Raw genomic sequence first — 15,289 nt, 5'->3', positions numbered from 1 at the left:
CGATCCGTCGGTCATTTACTCGTTAGTTTTCCGTCGGCTTCTTCGGCCCAACAACGTAGACCGTATAGCCTTGCTTCGTACCAAATCTATTCGCATATCCCTGATCTTCGTAGTAAACGTCAATCATCTGGCCCTTCACACCGCTGCCGATATCTTCAGCGCGCCGGAAGCCGATGCCGTCGATATAGACCCACCAACCCAGCGGGATGACCTTAGGATCTACGGCGATCGTTCTGCCTTCTGTGACCGTCGTTCCTGTGTATGTCTTACCAAACCCAGGAGCGCCTTCTGCTTTTCCTGTAGATTCCGCCCCCGCCGAATAAGCGGTCAGCTTCACATTATTCAGGATTTGTTTATATCCGAACTTCACACCATTCTTGGAAATCTCCTCCACACTCGGAGATGATGCCGAAAGTGCGACGACCGGGTTCTTCGTGCCAACGGCAACGACTTTATTTACACTTGCACTTTGTACTTCTTCGCCCACAACTGCTTCCGAGACGAGCACGCCGTCTTCGTAAGTCTTTTCTTTCTTCTTCAGCTTAACGCCTTCTTTACCTTCTTGAACAATCTGTTCCTTGCCTTTGAGAATCGACGCGTCGGATTTCTTCTCCGTAGCATACGCGATCGGTTCCTTAATTTCTTCGGTCTCTTTGGTCACGCGGACGACTTTGATCTCGTCGCCTGATTGTAGAGACGCTGTCGGTTCGGGAGTGACACGGTCACTCTCCCCAAGTGCAATATTTAAATCTTGCAATGCACTTTCGACCGTTCTTGCAGTTGTGTAAACAGTTGTGGTCTTTCCATCAGCAGTCAGTTGAATCGGCGATGCATGATCGATAACTATTTTTTCTCCACCCTTGATTTGTGTGTTCAAAGCTGCAGAGATTTGATCGTGTTCACCAATTTTAATGGCTTGTTCATCCAGTAGGCGTTGCAGGACCCATTGCTTCGTATGCACAACGGTTTCTTGTCCATTCACAACCACGGATACGCTCTTGGTAGCCGTACCGTACAACAACACCAAAAACATGAAAGTCATCGCGATTGAAATCACAGCTAAGCTTAATATCAAACGCATGTTTTCATGCTTCCATCGCAATGCGAAGGACATGCTGGATGATCGTTTTACATGGGTCTCCATAATCGAGATACTGCCCACTTCTTCGGTCCTCCTTCAAAGCCCCGCCGTCGAGAGTTACGCATGATTAAGTTTGACGCGACTAAGGTTTTTTTAATAACTTAAGTTGATGTACTCCAGCTATACAGCGGAGTTTGCCCAGTAGCAGCACAGCAAGATTCCGGCTCCTCTGGTTGTTCCACCCCCTTTGCTCATTCATCATCCTTTGCGCCCGTGGCTGTATAATTCCTCAGAAATATGAAAAAGCCGCGGAAAGAAGGACTCTTCCCGTGGCTTAGTTTGCATGTGAAATACAAATAGCACGACAATCGTTACCCTCTTATACGCTTACGAGGTTAGCTGACGGATTCGGACGTGAGAGTCGCCCTACCCGATGCCTGCTTGAAGCAAGCACCAAGATTCACCCCTAATACTCAATCTGATCACTGTGGTTACTTGCGTATCCGCAGCTTGCAGTCGGTTCCCCCGTTCCCTGTTATGGGACTCAGCGAATGGAAATTTGGCAAATTGGCTATTAAGTTATTATGAAAAGTATATTACGCTGTAAATCTTAACCTGTAAAGGGATTGATGCCCGTTAAAAAGAACGAAATTCAGGAATTACGGACATTTTTGCCAACAAATATTGCCCATCTATACGTTTTTCTCTCCAAAGCTTGAATTATCTCTCATTATTGCGATAAGTACACTAAAATTATGATTAGAATGTGAATTTGTTTATAATAAAATTGGCTAACGACTCTCAAAAAATTCCAAAATATAACTAAATGGGGAGGCGATGACGTGGTACCGATTTTACAAATTGACTCTCTTTTCGGCGGTTATTTACCAGGTAAACCTGTTCTCCATGACCTCTCTTTTGCCATCCAGCGAGGCGAAATGCTCGGGCTAATCGGGCTCAATGGGGCGGGTAAAAGTACAACGATCAAAAACATACTCGGTCTTCTCCAACCGCAAAAGGGAAGCATCCGGGTAAACGGCCTCACTTTGGCTGAAGAACCGATTCCTTATCGGGCTGCTTACGCCTATGTGCCTGAAAGTCCTGAGCTATATGAAGAGCTGACGATCAAAGAGCACTTGGAGTTAACGGCGAGGGCTTACGGACTGAGCAACGACGAATATTTGGCAAGGTCCGCTTCTCTTCTGGAGGAATTTCAAATGAAAGACAAGCTGAACAGCTTCGCCAGCCACCTCTCTAAGGGCATGAAGCAGAAAGTGATGATCATGAACGCTTTTCTCATCGAGCCCGCCTTATATATCATTGACGAGCCTTTCCTTGGTTTGGACCCGTTAGCGATCCGTTCCCTTCTGGAACTCATGGTAAGCATGAAGCAGAAAGGCGCTAGCTTCCTCATTTCTTCGCACATCTTGTCAACAATCGAAAAATATTGCGACAATTTTGTCGTTTTGCACAAAGGCCACATGGTTGCGCAAGGAGATTTGGGCGAATTGCGTCAGCAAACCGGACTCCAGCAAGCGTCACTGGATGACATTTTTTATCACCTTGTGCAGGATGCGGGCAGGTGAGGCAGCCATGAACCAGGCACAGTTCGACACAACCATCTTATGGCAGCAAAGATTTCAGCGTTATATCAAGGAATCCATGGGCTATTGGCAGTATGCGGCCCGCAGCAATTTTCTCGGTTTCCTGCTGTTTCTTGTCATTATTTCTTCCTATTATTATGCGAGCGTCCTACAGCGTCTTCCGACAAATTATCCCTACATCTGGATCGCGCTTCTGCTGCTCGTTCCACCGCTTGCGGCCAGTCCTGTTCGCACCTTGCTGCGGCAGGCGGACCGAATGTTTCTGCTGCGCATTGAACATGACATGGGCGCCTACTTTCGCAAAGCGTTCACGTACAGCTTCACCCTCCAGACTTGCTGGACACTGCTTGCAGGGATTGTGCTTTGGCCTCTATACCACCATTGCACCGGCAACACCGCCCAGCCCGTCTGGCTGATGATCGTCCAGCTGCTGCTCGTCAAAGTCGCCAATCTGCTCGGCAGTTGGCAGGAAAGCCGCTTCGTCGACAATCGCTGGAGACGCGGATCTGTCAGCTTCCGCTCACTGGGCACTGTGCTTGCCGTTTACTTGCAGTTCCAAGTTAACCTGCTGTGGGCCAGCGGTACGGTCATACTCCTGATTCTCATATGGCTGGCCGTGAGCAGAACGATCGATAAATTCCTCATTGGCTGGGATTATTTGATTCAAAAAGAGAAGCAGCAGCAAGCGCGATTGTACGCTTTCTTTAATTGGTTCACGGATGTGCCGCAATTGGGAACGCGAATAACCCGCCGAGGATGGATCAGCGGGGTCACACGTTGGATTCCTTTTAAACAGGACGCTTCCTACTTGTATTTGTATACACTAACGCTGCTGCGCACGGAGCTTTTCTCCATTGTCATTCGTGTAACGCTAATTGGCGGCATCGCGATCTTCGTATCAAGCAGCGACCCGGTACGAGCCGTCATCTTCGGCGCCGCCCTGCTGATTACAGTTTTCCAAATCTCAGGATTAGCGCGCGCACACCGCTACACGTTCTGGCTGGAGATGTACCCGCTTAACGTGAACGCCAAACCCAGCGCGCTGGCCTTCATCATCTGGTGCGTACTGCTTGCCCAAACCTGCGTGCTGGCGATCCCGCTGCTGATACGCTCCACCCCGGTCTATGCGCTTGTGCCTATCGCTGGGCTGGCTTTCATATCCTTCATTAGCGGCATTGTGCTCCGGCGCAAATTCCAGGCTGCGGTACTACGCGAGTCCCAATAGACAGATCGCATTATTCGTCGTAATTTCGGCAATTTCCTCCAAAGTCATCCCGCGAATTTCCGCGGCCGTCTCGGCTACGAGGCGCACATAAGACGTCTCATTACGTTTGCCGCGGAATGGATGCGGAGTCAAATAAGGCGCATCAGTCTCAATGAGAAGCCGGTCCAGCGGAACCTGGGCCAGCACCTCTTTGGGCTGTTTGGCGTTCTTAAACGTCACTGGCCCCCCGAATGAGATATGGAAATTCATATCCAGACATAGCTTGGCCGTCTCCCAACTGCCCGAAAAACAATGCATAATACCGCCAACCTCCGCGGCCTTTTCCTCTCTCAATATCTGGATAACATCCTGATGCGCGTCGCGGTTATGGATGACAATCGGCATCCCTAGCTTGCGCGCCAGGCGGATTTGATCGCGAAAGACGCGCTGCTGGACATCTTTAGGCGATTTATCCCAATAATAATCCAGCCCGATCTCGCCAATCGCCACTACTTTCTTATGCTTGCAAAGCTCCTCGATCCATTCCAAATCTCCTGGCTGCATATCAATTGCATCTACAGGGTGCCAGCCTACTGTCGAATAAATAAAGTCATACTGCTCGGCAAGCGCAATGGAGCTCGGAATCGTCTCCCGATTAAAACCGACATTAACGATTCGCGTTACACCGGCTTCCAGCGCTCTTTGAATCACTTCTTCTCTGTCTTCATTGAATTGCTCCGCATTTAGATGTGTGTGTGAATCCGTAAGCATGGTCTTCTCCTTCTATGTATAAAAATTAGTCCTGTTCCCCTAGCAGGGCCCATAAATCCGCGTACGCAGTCGTACTTAACCTCTCCCTCAGCTCTTCCGGGTAGTAAATATGATGCGCTCCCATATGGATGCCGCTAATCGAACGGACGATCTCGGACTTGTGGGTAATCTCCGTCAAATGCTCACGATGATCGAGCAGCAAAATCGGCAGCTTCTCATCGCTTTCTCCCGGACGATACACATCATAGGAAAGATCGGACGGAAAATCAATTTCCATATAATAAATCGGGTCAAAGCCAGCCTCCCGCATCGCCTGCTCCATACGCTGAATCACTCTTTTATTGCTGGACTCCTCGAAGGTGCTGTATTTGTAAAGCTTACGGTCTAGGAAGCGTCTGCACAAGTCGACAAGAATCGAATCGTTCTCCGAACACCAGAACGTCAACATCGTCTGCATGACGGACTCATCGAGCAGAAGATAATCCTCCAGCGACAACTTGTTTTGAATAAGATGGAGAATCGGGTCCACCATAAATGAGAAATTATAGTTGTCCTCGTATAAATGTTTGGCCCGGGCAAAAATTTTATGCAGCAAAATTTCGGCGCTTCGCGTAACCGGATGGAAATACACTTGCCAGTACATCTGGTACCTGGACATCAAGTAATCCTCGACGGCATGCATCCCGCTCTCTTTGACCACGATGTGCCCTTTGTAGGGACGAATCACGCGCAAAATCCGCTCAAGATCGAAGGTGCCGTAATTCACGCCTGTAAAATAAGCATCCCGCAGCAAATAATCCATCCGGTCCGCATCCAATTGACTGGAGACGAGGCTGACCACGATTTCTTCGTGATAAGACTTGCAAATCACACCGGCTACCTTCTTCGGAAAGTCAGGAGAGACTTGGCTCAGCACCCGGTTCACTTCCGTATCGCCAAGCACAATTTTGCACGACCAATCCTCATGTCTCGTCCCGAATGCACTTTCAATTGAATGAGAAAATGGACCATGTCCCAAATCATGCAGCAATGCAGCGCACAAGCAAAGCAAGCGCTCCTCTTGCGGCCATCCTTCATAATGATTGCGCTCGAACTGGGAGATGATTTTGCGGGTAATTTCGTAAACACCTAACGAATGGGAAAAGCGGCTGTGCTCCGCGCCATGAAACGTCAAATAAGAAGTACCCAATTGCCGAACGCGCCGCAATCGCTGAAATTCCCTGGTATTAATCAAATCCCAGATTGTCTTGTCCTGCACATAAATATACTTATGGACCGGGTCTTTAAACACTTTCTCTTCTTTCATATTCTCACTACCTTTCCGCTGTAATTTCGACACCACTCCGACATGAACCCGCTTCGATTCGACACTCAATGTCGAATCGTGTCGACGACCAACTTCCAATTCTAACGCTTAATCAATCTGTTAATTAGCTATTTCAGCCTCTAGGTTTTTGCTGCGAACTCTGTAAGATATTACTTACAAAACCTTATACCACTAGGGTTTTCAGCGATTAAACAATTGTTACAAGAATGTAAATTTTTCGTTAGCAAATGTATAAAATCGAGAAAATTGGGTTGACTATTTTGGGAATGGTTGGTATCATTAAAACAAATAACTTTTGTCGAATGATGACGATATTGATAAAAATTTTATAAAATTGGAAGGGGATTTTATAGATGATGAAATCTACTGGTATTGTAAGAAAGGTTGACGAATTGGGACGCGTTGTTATTCCAATCGAACTTCGCCGCACATTGGGTATTGGCGAGAAGGATGCACTGGAAATTTATGTAGATGGTGAGCGTATCATGCTAAAAAAATATGAGCCTGCATGTATCTTCTGCGGCAATGCCGAGAATGTTACTTACTTCAAAGGAAAAATTGTTTGCCATATTTGTTTAACTGAAATGCCAACACCTGTGACAAAATAAGAAAAATAGTATATAATAGAAGTAGCACTATTCCCTATGGTAATTCTAACCTTTTTCATATCTCCTCTAATCTCTAATTTGTTGGCTTCGGCCACGGATTAGAGATCTTTTTTTGTCTGGACCCTTTTGTTCCCTTTCTTACCTGAAACTGGAGGCCCCCCCCAGACCATGAGGAGGTCCGAGGAGAATGGCACGATGCCAAGCCCCCCCGCCTTCCTATCATTACCGCTCGATCAACGCGTTATATACATCCCGCTTGGACAAGCCGCGATCCGCCGCAACCAGCTTCATCGCATCCTTTTTGTCACTGCCCCGCTGCTCATAATGCGCCACATGCTCGCTCAGCGTCAGCGGCTCCCACCAGCCGGCCGCGGCCTCTTTGGCCGCCTCCGCCGATACGCCTTCGGCGATCAAGCAGTACTCGCCCTGCGGCGGGTGCTGCTCAAGATACACGAGGCACTCCGCGATTGTGCCGCGGGCAAACTCCTCGTAGCGCTTCGTCAGCTCGCGGGCGAGGCACACCCGGCGCTCCGCCCCCCAAACTTCCGCCATGCGGGCAAGTGTTTTGTCCACGCGGTGCGGCGATTCATAGAACAGCAGCGTGCCCTGCGCCAGCTGCAGCTCTTCCAGCACCTTCGTCTGCTCCTTTTTCTCCCTGGGGAGAAAACCTACGAAGGTGAAGCGCTCTGTCGGCAGGCCGGAGGCGATCAGTGCCGACAAGGCTGCATTGGCGCCGGGAATCGGGACGACCGGCGCCCCCTGCTCTATGGCCATCCGCACCAGGTCATAACCTGGGTCGGAGATGGCCGGCAGACCCGCATCGCTGACTAGCGCGATGCTCTGTCCTTCAAGCAGCAAGCGGACGAGCTCTGGTCCGCTTGCCTGCTTGTTGTGTTCATGATAGCTGACGAGTCGCGTTGCGACTTCGAAGTGCGTCAGCAGCTTGCGCGTTTGCCGCGTATCCTCTGCGGCAATCAGGTCCACTTCCTTCAGCGTACGGATAGCACGGAAGGTCATGTCTTCCAGGTTGCCGATCGGCGTAGCCACGAGGTACAGCGTACCTACGCCATCTGAGTCATCCCGGTAGCTTTTTTGTACATGCGGTACGTTCAGTCGAACCATCCTCCTTGTTCTTGCGCGCTATACTTATCATAACGCTTATCTCGTTAGCTTATTTCAGCGAGGTTCTGCCTCCGTAATAAATTTCCTGCAGCTCCGTGCAGTACGTTTGATCCTCATCATAAACGATGAGCGGAGCCAACGTTCGCACTTCAGGCTTGCCATCCTTCATGCCTTCAATCAGCACCATCATTGCTTCTTCCTGCGCCCGCGCATGCACGTAACGAATGCGTTTCGGCTCAATCCGATACTTCCTCATCAGATAGCAGATATCGATCAAACGTGTGGCGCGATGCACCATCGCTACCTTGCCTCCGGGCTTGACCAGTTTCGCGCTCGCCGCGATCACATCTTCCAATGTGCAATGGATCTCATGCCGCGCCGCGGCTATGTGCTCATTCACATTTTGCTCGCCGTTCGGTACAGGCAAGTAAGGCGGGTTCACGGTCACGGCATCAAACTGCCCATGTCCCAACGTTTGGGCAATGGTTCTGAGGTCTCCCTGAATCATATGGAGACGCTCCTCCAAACCATTCAGCAGCGCATTCCGGACCGCCATATCCGCCAATCTTTCCTGAATTTCGACGCCCCAAATCTCGGCGCGCGTCCTTGTCGTGAGCAATAGAGGCACGACTCCATTGCCTGTGCATAAGTCAATCATTCGTCCGCGAGGCGCAACACTGCAGAATCGGGCGAGCAGCACAGCATCCAGCGAGAAGCTGAACACTTGTTCGCTTTGAATAATTTTCAGATCATGTGTTAATAGATCGTCAATCCGTTCTGTCGGTAATAGGGGAACTTGCTTCATACGCGTTGTGTGTCCATTCCTTTCGAGTCTCTTTATCGAAAAAAACCGTAAGGCATAAACCCTTACGGTCATCAAGTCATCCTTATTTATTTAAAAAAGACAAGCAAAACAAACAATCTCCTTCAGTTCGAAGGTGGCCGTAGTAAACATTGCAAATATGAAACCCTTCATTATATAAACGTGTCAAGTTATCGTAACCAGCGCCGACAGCCGGCGGCGGTTCCTTGACCTCTCCTTCCGGCTGCGCTGCAGGCGCTTCCTCTTGCCGGATGAGCTTCCGCAGCTGCTGATTCTCAATACTTAGCCGCTTGTTTTCTTCGATGAGCGCAATAACTCTTTTCTTCAAGGCACCGAGCTCTACATAAGTGGCGCCCATTCGTTCTTCGATACCATCCATCTGTTCGAAAATGTCCTGTTTCTCCACGATCTCACCTCTAGTGCCGTCCCTGCTTAAGCCTCAGCGCTTTTAGCGGATTATAAGCCTCTACTCTTGCTCTACTACATCATCGAAAGGTAAATCCAACACTTTACCGAGATCAAATAGCTGAACTTTCGCCGTGCGGTCACCCAGATTCAGACCGAGCACTTTTCCGTTCCCGTATGAAGTGATCACCTGTTTGCCTACGGTCGGCAGTGAATCCTTGGCACTTTCATAGTTATCGTGCTCATATTTCAAGCAGCACATCAATCGGCCGCATAATCCCGAAATCTTGGTTGGATTCAGCGATAGATTCTGATCCTTCGCCATTTTGATGGACACCGGCTCGAAATCGCCCAAGAATGATGAGCAGCACAGAATGCGGCCGCACGGGCCGATTCCGCCGAGCATCTTCGCTTCATCCCGCACGCCGATTTGTCTTAACTCAATCCGGGTACGGAAGATGCTGGCCAAATCCTTCACAAGCTCGCGAAAATCCACCCGTCCTTCGGCGGTAAAATAAAAAATGATTTTGTTGCGGTCAAATGTATACTCAACGTCCACGAGCTTCATCTTAAGATTGTGGTCTTTGATCTTCTCCTGGCACGTCTGAAACGCATCTTTGGCTGCTTTCTTGTTCTCTTCCACCAGATCGGCATCGGCATGATCTGCGATCCGTATCACTTTCTTCAATGGAAGCACAACATCGTTCTCTCTGACATTTTTCTTACCAACGACGACCTTACCGTACTCTACTCCGCGTGCAGTTTCTACAATTACGGCACTTTCTTTCTCTATAGGCAAATCGATGGGATCGAAATAATATATTTTTCCCGCCTTTTTAAAGCGGACGCCAACTACCGAATACATCTTACACCCCCTGCATCTCCACGAGCATTTTCTCTATAACTAGCTGTGAATTGGCGTTAAAGCGTAGACGTTTTTGCAGATCTACTGCTTGTTCCATCATGCGAACCCAATCGGCAACGTCCCGGCTGAAAGCAAGGGAACTCATCCAATCCAGCTGGTCGTTATAAACAAGCTTGTCCCTGCGCTCCAAGCGCAGCTGCACCATATCTTTAAACCAGAGAATCAACAAGTCAAAGAGGCTTGCCATGTGATCCGCCAGTTCTGTTCTTACAATCTTATGCTGAATGGTAATCATAGAAGAAGGGAAACGTGTTAGCGTCTCCTTCGCTAATTGTAACACTACGCTTCTCATTTCTGCAAACCAATTTGCAGCAATGAGCTCCCGCGCGGCCTGCAGCCCAGCCGTCAAATGCACCGCCGGTTGAACCAACGCAGCCGGATGCCCTTCCTGCAGCAGCGCCAGCACCATCTCCTCACGCGGCAGCGGCGTGAAACTGATCCACTGGGCGCGTGATTGAATCGTTGGCAGCAGCGCATTCCCATTCTCGGTAATCAGAATGGCAATAACCTTTGACGTTGGCTCCTCCAGAAATTTGAGCAGGCTGTTCGCCGCTTGCACGGTCATCTTCTCTGCACGATGCAGCACGTAAATTTTGGTTCCGGATGCCGTAGCCCGGTACGCAAACTCTTTTTGCAGCTCGCGGATTTGCTCGATCTTGATGGATGCGCCCTCCGGCTCAACTACATGCAGATCGGGATGATTCCGATGCTCGACTTTGCGGCATTCGAGACATTCCCCGCAAGCATCGTCGATCCCGTTTTTACAGTAGATCGCCTTCGCCAGCGCCAACGCCATCTCGGAACGGCCTGTGCCTACAGGCCCGCTAAAAATATAAGCATGCGACAGCTTGTCCTGCCGCAGCCCGTTTTGCAGCAACCGCTTGGCTGCTGCCTGTCCGGGGATTGCTTGAAAGGACATATAGGTCGACTCCTAGAATAACATGTTAATCAGCATACCTCGGATCTCTCCGATTCTCTGCAAAATCTCGATCCGCCCCTGCTCGGACTCCAGCAATTCATCTGCCATAGCCAGCAGTTCCTGATCGATTTCCTCCAAAAGCTTATATCGCTTCGAACGGCCGCGACGATCCCAGCCCTTCGTATCTCTCAAATGTACACCGCGCCGCGCGGTTTCCTCAAGAAACTGCTTCACTAGCAGCTTATACTGCCGCAGTTCCCGCACCGTCATCGAACGCGTCAGACGATCACCCTGCAGCGAAATTTGCTGCATCATTCTCGTCAGCTGCTCTTGCGTAACCTTCTCGTCCTGCTGCTGCATGATGTCCGAAAAATTCCGGGGCGCCAGCTGCGGTGGAGTCATATTATCGTTGACTTTGACGTTTTTTCCAATGGGCTGCCACCCCGGGTTAATTTTCAAACTACATCCATCCTTGTCCCCATATTCCTTGCTTGTTGAACTTATGCCGCGAGTATATTAGTAATGTTCGAATCGTTCGACCGGCAGTACAAAGACCGCAGCTCCACCCACCTGAACTTCCACAGGGAATGGAATGTAGGAGTCCGTCGTTCCTCCCATTGGCGAAACCGGTGTGACAAGTTGTTCCCGGACTTTACAATTGGCGCGAATAACATGCATAACCTCTTGCACCCGCTCGTCTTCAGTCCCGATCATGAAGGTTGTATTGCCCGCCCGCAAAAATCCGCCGGTACTTGCCAGCTTCGTTGCACGGAAACCCTCTTTAATCAGAGCATTGGAGAGGCGATTACTGTCTTTGTCTTGAACAATGGCAACGACTAGTTTCATGGGTGATTCCTCCTCTTCATTATAAACTATAATGGGCTTGTTGCTTAGACGGAAAGATGTTCCTTTAATAAACGGCTGCATTCCGCTAAAATGTCCACGGCAATTTCATCTTCACTCCGGTTTGCGTCCACTACGAACACACGTTCCGGTTGTTCAGCCGCAATTTGATGAAAGCCCGCACGGACCCGGTTGTGGTATTCGGCGCTCTTTTGCTCAATCCGGTCCAACTGTTGACCCGCAGCATCCTGTCCAGGAGCACGCTTATGCAGCCGCGCTAAGCTGACCTCTACCGGTACATCCAGGATGTACGTTCTTGTCGCTTGTAGACCTGAGCTGGCAAAGCGGTTCACCGCTCTAACCGTTTCCACATCAATGCCTAATCCATAACCTTGATAGGCTATGCTTGCGTCAATAAACCGATCGCATAGCACGATCTTGCCTGCCTTCAGTGCCGGCAAAATAAGCTCGTGCACGTGCTGGGCTCTGGAAGCCGCATACAGCAGCACTTCCGCCTGGTCAACCATTTCTTCATGCGCCGGATCGAGAATGATGCTGCGCACCTTGTCGCTAATCGCCGTTCCCCCAGGCTCTCTTGTTACCAAGACATCATGTCCACTTTGTTTCAGCGTTTCCGCCAGTCTCCGTAATTGGGTCGTTTTCCCAGAGCCGTCTGGCCCTTCAAACGTGATAAATATTCCGTCCACTCTATCCTCCTGCAACTGCTGTATATCTATTTGATGTACTAGTTAAAGTGTTCTTTTATGTGTAGATCTTGAGCTTGTGTGTCTGTCCAAAAGCTGTCCCTTGAAAGCGGATGCCTCCTTCTGCCAACTGCTGCAGCGCTGCGGCGACCGAAGAGGTGATAATTTCGCCAGGATACAAGTACGGAATGCCAGGCGGATAAGGAATCACCATCTCCGCGGACCTGCTTCCAATAGCTTCTTGGACGGCAACTAAACTTACATGACACTCTTGAAACCCGATTTTGCGCAAATTCCGCTGACTAAAGGCGATTGGCGACGAAATTTGTGTATTTGGGGGTAATATACTTATATTCGAGATGGGCACTTGAAGTTCCTGCTTTTGTAATTGTACGTTAAAATTAATGTTCGTTAACGCTCCATATAAGCGATTGGCGTCTTCTACGCTCGTAGCCGGTGTAAAAACAAGCAAGACATGACGTGAATCTGCCATCTCCACGAAACATCCATGGCTCTCTAATTGCGCTTGAAGCATCGAACCCGTTAACGTGCCGGTTTTGTCATAAACGCTAATCTTAAACGGATCCGCAGTCGTATAACCGCCTTCTTGCACATCCGGAAACCGCTCGGAATGAACTCCAATCGCTTGTAATCCCCTAAGCCGCGTTCTAAACGCTTTAACGATATGCAACCCCTGCTCGACCCAATCTCTGCCTTCCGTATGCATTCTCTTTCTCGCCAAGTCCAAAGAAGCCAGGATGGGGTAGGAGGGGCTTGAGCTCTGCAGCATCGCCAAGCGCTGTTTGATCGCCTCCCGATCGATTCTCGGCCCCTGCACGTGCAGCATGGCCCCCATCGTCATTGCCGTCAACATTTTATGTGTGGACTGCACCACGGCATCCGCTCCGCTCGCCAACGCGGATTGCGGCAATTCATCATGGAAGCCGAAGTGGGCGCCATGCGCTTCATCAACAAGCAGCAGCTTGCCGTGCTCATGCATCAACGCGGCAAAAGGCTGCAAATCTATCCCCATCCCATAATAGTTGGGATTCGTCAGAAACAGCGCCTTCGCCTCAGGAAATTGGCTTAACGCTTGTCCTACGTCTTCGAGCACTACGCCCGTTGCAATTCCGCTCGCCGGATCTACACCAGGCGATATAAAAATCGCCCTTGCCCCCGCCAGCATCAATCCGTGGATTACAGATTTATGTACGTTTCTCTGTACGAGAATGAGATCATCAGGATCACAGACCGACGAAATCATCGCCAAATTGCCAACAGTGCTGCCACCTACTAAGAAATAAGTCTCCTCCGCGCCAAAACAATCCGCCGCCAGCTGCTCGGCTTCCCAAATCGCTCCTTCCGCATGGTGCAAGTCATCTAATCCCGTAATCTCTGTATAGTCGATTGACATAACCGACTGTAAGAACGGCTCCGCTTCCTTCATAACCCCATTCCCCGACTTATGGCCGGGCACATGAAAGCTGGCGGCTCCGCTTCGATGATGCGCTAACATTGCTTCAAATAGGGGTGCCTTCGATTTATCCGGCATCGTCATGTATTTACTCCTTCAACCCATGATTTTATACCCCTATAGTAAAATATCACTGCCCAAAAAACAAAAAAGCTTCCAAACGAAGCTTTTATTTTAATTCATATATGTTTTTTTCGGGCTTGTATAAAATATTTTCCTCATTTGCTTCACATAATAAGTGTACTTCTGGTCTTCCACATCCGTCTTGACCAGATCACGACTGCATGCATCACATATGAATGACATAAGAATTCGAATTCCGCCGATTTTTTGCTGCTCACAGATCATACATATCCCTATCCGGTTCTCCTCCATACAGCATCATCAACTCCTTTATCGTTTAGTATGCCCGAAGCCCATTTCTCCTAAACTAGCTAAACACTCATATTTTGGAATCAATTTGCCGATATAAAAGCTTGAGATTATGGCTTTCCCGCCATTCGGAGGTTATTATGTCGATTCCAGATGCATCGCTATCCAAAGACTCTACCATTTACAGCTACACCCTGCTAAAAAGAATCCATCATACGATATATAAAATAGTAATTTATATGATATTTCTTGTTCTCGTGCTGCTCTATCAGGTAAAATACATGGATTGGATACCAGTAGTCTGCAGTTATCCTGTACTTATTATCGCTCATTTCCTGCTTGTTCGCATTTACTTTCAGTTCACGGTTGGCCGTGCGATGCGGGGCTGGGCTTTCAAATGGGGCGTTTTCTGGTGCGGGATTTTGCCCGAGGGCAACGCCTCCATTAAGCTGGTTAGCAAAGTGCAGCTTCAACTGTTTTGGATCGGCTTTACCAGTCTTCTTCTTCTATATCCATGGATTCCTGGCACTTGGTTCCGATGCTTAATTGTCTTTCATCTTTGGATGATGATGCCGCGGTTATGGATGCTGTTTCGCTTCCGCCCTTATCGTAAAAATGGCCTAATCAAAATAACAGGCAAAGATACGTCTTGCTATTTGCAATAATAAGTCGCCCTGCCTTTCCGGTTCATAGCGGATACAGGGCATTTCCTGTTTTTAATACAAAAAAGCCTTTCTGAGATTTCTCTCAAAAAGGCTTTGTTCTGTGCTTGGCAACGTTCTACTCTCCCAGAACCCTTCGGTTCAAGTACCATCGACGCTGGAGGGCTTAACGGTCGTGTTCGAGATGGGAACGCGTGGGTCCCCTCCGCCATCATCACCAAACGTGATGCTTCTGCCAGGAAACATCTGTACTTATTCAGAGCGTCTTGCACCCTGAAAACTAGATACGAAACTTACGTAAAGTGTGTTGCTTCTTTGAGTAAGAAGCAAATCTGAGAGACTTTGAACTTCGTTCAAAGATCCCTCTATTAGGTTAAGCCCTCGACCGATTAGTATTCGTCAGCTCCATACATTGCTGCACTTCCACCTCGAACCTATCAACCTC

The 15,289-nt window shown here is 49.1% G+C and carries 17 protein-coding genes, 1 rRNA gene and 1 riboswitch; of the genes, 4 read left to right on the top strand and 14 right to left on the bottom strand.

Features of this window, described 5'->3' with window-relative positions:
* Positions 1 to 22: 22 nt before the first annotated feature.
* Positions 23 to 1,162, bottom strand: a complete 1,140-nt coding sequence (locus O9139_RS14895; protein WP_377526888.1) for a ubiquitin-like domain-containing protein — start codon at positions 1,160 to 1,162, stop codon at positions 23 to 25.
* A 288-nt stretch (positions 1,163 to 1,450) separates the two neighbouring features.
* Positions 1,451 to 1,641, bottom strand: a riboswitch (cyclic di-AMP (ydaO/yuaA leader).
* A gap of 282 nt (positions 1,642 to 1,923) precedes the next feature.
* Between O9139_RS14895 and O9139_RS14890 the strand changes: the two genes are divergently transcribed.
* Both O9139_RS14890 and O9139_RS14885 read left to right on the top strand, forming a co-directional pair.
* Positions 1,924 to 2,667: an ABC transporter ATP-binding protein gene (locus tag O9139_RS14890; protein WP_270880262.1), complete on the top strand. Its 744-nt coding sequence runs from the start codon at positions 1,924 to 1,926 to the stop codon at positions 2,665 to 2,667.
* Between the two features lie 7 nt (positions 2,668 to 2,674).
* Positions 2,675 to 3,910 (top strand): ABC transporter permease, encoded by a 1,236-nt coding sequence (locus O9139_RS14885; protein ID WP_270880261.1) that lies wholly within the window; start codon positions 2,675 to 2,677, stop codon positions 3,908 to 3,910.
* On the opposite strand, the gene O9139_RS14880 is transcribed toward O9139_RS14885, so the two are convergent.
* Both O9139_RS14880 and O9139_RS14875 read right to left on the bottom strand, forming a co-directional pair.
* Entirely contained in the window at positions 3,893 to 4,660 is a 768-nt protein-coding gene (locus O9139_RS14880) for a TatD family hydrolase (protein WP_270880260.1), read from the bottom strand. The genes O9139_RS14885 and O9139_RS14880 overlap by 18 nt on opposite strands.
* 25 nt (positions 4,661 to 4,685) lie before the next feature.
* A complete protein-coding gene (locus tag O9139_RS14875; RefSeq protein WP_270880259.1) occupies positions 4,686 to 5,966 on the bottom strand; it encodes an HD domain-containing protein in 1,281 nt (426 codons plus the stop codon).
* A gap of 374 nt (positions 5,967 to 6,340) precedes the next feature.
* Here O9139_RS14875 and O9139_RS14870 point away from each other — a divergent pair, with 374 nt between their 5' ends.
* Positions 6,341 to 6,595 carry an AbrB/MazE/SpoVT family DNA-binding domain-containing protein gene (locus O9139_RS14870; RefSeq protein WP_270880258.1) on the top strand — a complete coding sequence of 85 codons (255 nt, stop codon included), beginning with the start codon at positions 6,341 to 6,343 and terminating at the stop codon, positions 6,593 to 6,595.
* 222 nt (positions 6,596 to 6,817) lie between these two features.
* On the opposite strand, the gene rsmI is transcribed toward O9139_RS14870, so the two are convergent.
* The 10 genes from rsmI to O9139_RS14820 form a co-directional block, all read right to left on the bottom strand.
* Positions 6,818 to 7,717 (bottom strand): 16S rRNA (cytidine(1402)-2'-O)-methyltransferase, encoded by a 900-nt coding sequence (gene rsmI, locus O9139_RS14865; RefSeq protein WP_270880257.1) that lies wholly within the window; start codon positions 7,715 to 7,717, stop codon positions 6,818 to 6,820.
* 49 nt (positions 7,718 to 7,766) lie between these two features.
* A complete protein-coding gene (locus O9139_RS14860) occupies positions 7,767 to 8,522 on the bottom strand; it encodes a tRNA1(Val) (adenine(37)-N6)-methyltransferase (RefSeq protein ID WP_270880256.1) in 756 nt (251 codons plus the stop codon).
* Positions 8,523 to 8,604: 82 nt separating this feature from the next.
* A complete protein-coding gene (gene yabA / locus O9139_RS14855; RefSeq protein ID WP_270880255.1) occupies positions 8,605 to 8,946 on the bottom strand; it encodes a DNA replication initiation control protein YabA in 342 nt (113 codons plus the stop codon).
* A 60-nt stretch (positions 8,947 to 9,006) separates the two neighbouring features.
* Entirely contained in the window at positions 9,007 to 9,810 is an 804-nt protein-coding gene (locus tag O9139_RS14850) for a PSP1 domain-containing protein (protein ID WP_270880254.1), read from the bottom strand.
* 1 nt (position 9,811) lies between these two features.
* A complete protein-coding gene (gene holB, locus O9139_RS14845; protein WP_270880253.1) occupies positions 9,812 to 10,789 on the bottom strand; it encodes a DNA polymerase III subunit delta' in 978 nt (325 codons plus the stop codon).
* A gap of 12 nt (positions 10,790 to 10,801) precedes the next feature.
* Entirely contained in the window at positions 10,802 to 11,248 is a 447-nt protein-coding gene (locus tag O9139_RS14840; protein WP_270880252.1) for a YaaR family protein, read from the bottom strand.
* 57 nt (positions 11,249 to 11,305) lie between these two features.
* Complete coding sequence (locus O9139_RS14835) at positions 11,306 to 11,635, bottom strand: cyclic-di-AMP receptor (protein ID WP_270880251.1); 330 nt, start codon at positions 11,633 to 11,635, stop codon at positions 11,306 to 11,308.
* 44 nt (positions 11,636 to 11,679) lie between these two features.
* A complete protein-coding gene (tmk, locus tag O9139_RS14830; RefSeq protein WP_270880250.1) occupies positions 11,680 to 12,339 on the bottom strand; it encodes a dTMP kinase in 660 nt (219 codons plus the stop codon).
* Positions 12,340 to 12,394: 55 nt separating this feature from the next.
* The gene (locus O9139_RS14825; RefSeq protein ID WP_270880249.1) at positions 12,395 to 13,894 is read right to left on the bottom strand and encodes an aminotransferase class I/II-fold pyridoxal phosphate-dependent enzyme; all 1,500 of its coding nucleotides are present in this window, start codon (positions 13,892 to 13,894) and stop codon (positions 12,395 to 12,397) included.
* A gap of 90 nt (positions 13,895 to 13,984) precedes the next feature.
* Positions 13,985 to 14,158, bottom strand: a complete 174-nt coding sequence (locus O9139_RS14820; protein WP_270880305.1) for a sigma factor G inhibitor Gin — start codon at positions 14,156 to 14,158, stop codon at positions 13,985 to 13,987.
* A 164-nt stretch (positions 14,159 to 14,322) separates the two neighbouring features.
* Here O9139_RS14820 and O9139_RS14815 point away from each other — a divergent pair, with 164 nt between their 5' ends.
* Positions 14,323 to 14,847 carry a hypothetical protein gene (locus O9139_RS14815; protein ID WP_270880248.1) on the top strand — a complete coding sequence of 175 codons (525 nt, stop codon included), beginning with the start codon at positions 14,323 to 14,325 and terminating at the stop codon, positions 14,845 to 14,847.
* A gap of 102 nt (positions 14,848 to 14,949) precedes the next feature.
* Here O9139_RS14815 and rrf read toward each other — a convergent pair.
* Positions 14,950 to 15,066 (bottom strand): 5S ribosomal RNA (rrf, locus tag O9139_RS14810).
* Positions 15,067 to 15,289: the final 223 nt, after the last annotated feature.

Source organism: Paenibacillus aestuarii (assembly GCF_027789125.1).
Classification (GTDB): Bacteria; Bacillota; Bacilli; order Paenibacillales; family NBRC-103111; genus Paenibacillus_E; species Paenibacillus_E aestuarii.
This window is presented reverse-complemented; position numbering and strand designations above follow the sequence as displayed.

What these genes read in the sequence shown, in the direction of transcription:
- O9139_RS14825 (WP_270880249.1), bottom strand. Translation starts at nt 13,894, where the DNA reads ATGACGATGCCGGATAAATCGAAGGCACCCCTATTTGAAGCAATGTTA.
- O9139_RS14835 (WP_270880251.1), bottom strand. Translation starts at nt 11,635, where the DNA reads ATGAAACTAGTCGTTGCCATTGTTCAAGACAAAGACAGTAATCGCCTC.
- O9139_RS14870 (WP_270880258.1), top strand. Translation starts at nt 6,341, where the DNA reads ATGATGAAATCTACTGGTATTGTAAGAAAGGTTGACGAATTGGGACGC.
- O9139_RS14860 (WP_270880256.1), bottom strand. Translation starts at nt 8,522, where the DNA reads ATGAAGCAAGTTCCCCTATTACCGACAGAACGGATTGACGATCTATTA.
- O9139_RS14875 (WP_270880259.1), bottom strand. Translation starts at nt 5,966, where the DNA reads ATGAAAGAAGAGAAAGTGTTTAAAGACCCGGTCCATAAGTATATTTAT.
- holB (WP_270880253.1), bottom strand. Translation starts at nt 10,789, where the DNA reads ATGTCCTTTCAAGCAATCCCCGGACAGGCAGCAGCCAAGCGGTTGCTG.
- O9139_RS14820 (WP_270880305.1), bottom strand. Translation starts at nt 14,158, where the DNA reads ATGATCTGTGAGCAGCAAAAAATCGGCGGAATTCGAATTCTTATGTCA.
- O9139_RS14815 (WP_270880248.1), top strand. Translation starts at nt 14,323, where the DNA reads ATGTCGATTCCAGATGCATCGCTATCCAAAGACTCTACCATTTACAGC.
- rsmI (WP_270880257.1), bottom strand. Translation starts at nt 7,717, where the DNA reads ATGGTTCGACTGAACGTACCGCATGTACAAAAAAGCTACCGGGATGAC.
- O9139_RS14880 (WP_270880260.1), bottom strand. Translation starts at nt 4,660, where the DNA reads ATGCTTACGGATTCACACACACATCTAAATGCGGAGCAATTCAATGAA.
- O9139_RS14850 (WP_270880254.1), bottom strand. Translation starts at nt 9,810, where the DNA reads ATGTATTCGGTAGTTGGCGTCCGCTTTAAAAAGGCGGGAAAAATATAT.
- O9139_RS14885 (WP_270880261.1), top strand. Translation starts at nt 2,675, where the DNA reads ATGAACCAGGCACAGTTCGACACAACCATCTTATGGCAGCAAAGATTT.